Annotated in this window: 4 protein-coding genes; all 4 read left to right on the forward strand. The window is 66.0% G+C overall.

The features are described 5' to 3' along the window. Nucleotides 1-281: alpha/beta fold hydrolase (locus tag AC1DU6_RS27625; protein WP_477861032.1), on the forward strand; the 281-nt coding region annotated here is incomplete at its 5' end. Between the two features lie 26 nt (nucleotides 282-307). Continuing rightward, on the forward strand, nucleotides 308-1,096 hold the full coding sequence (locus tag AC1DU6_RS27630) for an ABC transporter substrate-binding protein (RefSeq protein ID WP_457446234.1): 789 nt from the start codon (nucleotides 308-310) through the stop codon (nucleotides 1,094-1,096). Continuing rightward, nucleotides 1,096-1,881, forward strand: a complete 786-nt coding sequence (locus AC1DU6_RS27635) for a transporter substrate-binding domain-containing protein (protein WP_457324341.1) — start codon at nucleotides 1,096-1,098, stop codon at nucleotides 1,879-1,881. Before AC1DU6_RS27630 ends, AC1DU6_RS27635 begins: the two co-directional genes overlap by 1 nt. Nucleotides 1,882-1,898: 17 nt before the next feature. Next, on the forward strand, nucleotides 1,899-2,392 hold a 494-nt coding region (locus tag AC1DU6_RS27640), incomplete at its 3' end, for an ABC transporter permease (protein ID WP_477861034.1).

Raw genomic sequence — 2,392 nt, forward strand, 5'->3', positions numbered from 1 at the left:
AACTGACGTTGCGCGAAGGCAACCGTGTCGCCTTGATGCGGCGCATGGATCAGCTAGCTCCTGGCCCCTTCCAACGCTTGCCCGAGATCAAGGTCCCTACCCTCATCCTCTGGGGCGAGCGCGACCGGCTGATCCCGCTGCGCTGGGGCCGCGAGTTCGCAAAAGCCATCCCGAACAACAAGTTGGTGGTTTTCCCGAAGCTGGGCCATGTGCCTCAGGAGGAAGACCCGGCTGCTACCCTTGCGGCCTTGCGCGACTGGCTACCCAACGTCGCCCGCTGAACACCGTCCCACCCAAGAGGTTTGACATGAAGAAACGCTCCCTCATCGCGCTGGCCCTGCTGGCCGTCGCCTCGCTGGCCCAGGCCCAGGCACCCGAATGGAAGAAGCTGCGCATCGGCGTCGAAGGCGCTTACCCGCCCTTCTCCGAGATCGGCCCGGACGGCAAGCTCAAGGGCTTCGAGATCGAGCTCGTGCAGGCCTATTGCGCCGAAATGAAGGCCCAGTGCACCCTGGTGCAGCAGGACTTTGACGGCCTCATCCCCGCCCTGCAATCGCGCAAGGTGGACGCCATCTTCGCCAGCGTCTCCATCACCGAGGAACGCCAGAAGGTTGTCGCCTTCTCCAAGCCTTACTACAACACCCCGGCCCGCCTCATCGCCAAGGCGGGCGTGAAGCTCGACCCCACGGCCGCCGGACTGAAGGGCAAGAAGATCGGCGTGCAGCGCGGCACGACGCATGAGACCTACGCCGCCGCGACCTTCAAGCAGAGCGAGATCGTGCGCTACGGCAGCCAGGACCAGGTCTTCCTGGACCTCAAGTCCGGCCGCATCGACGCCACGCTGATGGATTCGCCCGCCGGCGACTTCGGATTCCTGAAGAAGCCAGAGGGCAAGGGCTTTGCCTTCTCGGGCCCCGCCATCATCGACGACAAGGTCTTCGGCGTCGGCACCGGTGTGGGCATGCGCAAGGCCGACGAGGCCACGCTGGGCAAGAAGTTCAACGCCGCCATCGATGCCGTGCAGGCCAACGGCACGTTCAAGAAGCTCGCCGACAAATACTTCGACTACGACATCGCGCCGCGCACCAAGCAGTGATGCGTCGCCGCTCCGCCCTGGCCCTGCCCGTTGCCCTGGCCCTCGCCAGTACGGCCGGGGCCCAGGCGCCGCAGCGCCTGCGGATCGGTTTCGCCGTGGGCTACGCCCCTTTCAGCGAGATCGGCACCGACGGCCAGCTCAAGGGCTTCGAGATCGACGTGGCCCAGGCCCTGTGCGCACGTCTGGGCCAGCAGTGCGCCCCGGTCATCCTGGAGTTCGACGGCCTGATCCCGGCGCTGCAATCGCGCAAGATCGACGCCATCATGGCCTCGATGTCAATCACGCCGGAGCGCCAGCAGGTCATCCACTTCTCGTCACCCTACTACTACTCGCCGGCCCGCCTGGTCATGCGCGGCGACCCACGCGCCGACGTCAGCCCAGCCGGCCTGAAGGGCAAGCGCATCGGCGTGGAGCGCGGCACCATCCATGAACGCTTCCTGGCCGAACAATTCAAGGGCGTCCAGCTGATGCGCTACGCCACCCAGGATCAGGCTTTCCTGGATCTGAAGTCTGGCCGCCTGGACGCCACGCTGGTGGACGCGGTCATCGCGCAGTTCGGCTTCCTCAACCATGCCGACGGCCGCGGCTTCGGCTTTGTCGGGCCCGACTTCGCCAAGGACCAGCGCTACTACGGCAAGGGCATCGGCGTGGGCCTGCGCAAGGCCGATGCGGCGACGCTGGGCCAGCGCTTCGACGAGGCACTGGCCGCAATGCGCGGCAACGGCACTTTGAAGACTCTCAACGACCGCTACTTCAGCTTCGACCTCATCACCCCTCCCCGCTGAGCGCGGCCTTCTTTCTCATGTTGCACGGATTCCTCCCCAGCCTGCTCGAAGGCTCCGCCGTCACGCTGGCGGTGGCGCTGTCTTCGCTGGCCATTGCCTCCCTGCTGGGCCTGATTGGCGCGCTGGCCAAGCTGTCGCGCTCACGCGTCGCGCGAGGCGTGGCAGCCACCTACACCACGCTGATCCGCGGCGTGCCCGACCTGGTGCTGATGCTGCTCGTCTTCTACGGTGGCCAGCTCGCCGTCAATACCATTGCGCCCAAGCTTGGCCATGATGACTTCATCGATATCGACCCCTTCATCGCCGGCGTGCTGACCATCGGCTTCATCTTTGGCGCCTACCTGACCGAGGCCTTCCGCGGCGCCTTCCTGGCCGTACCGCCGGGCCAGCGCGAGGCGGGCCTGGCCTATGGCATGAGCCCCCGCCTGGTGCTTTGGCGCATCACACTGCCGCAGATGCTGCGACATGCGCTGCCGGGCATCTCCAACAACTGGCTGGTGCTGATCAAGAG

Source organism: Roseateles sp. P5_B10, assembly GCF_056400485.1.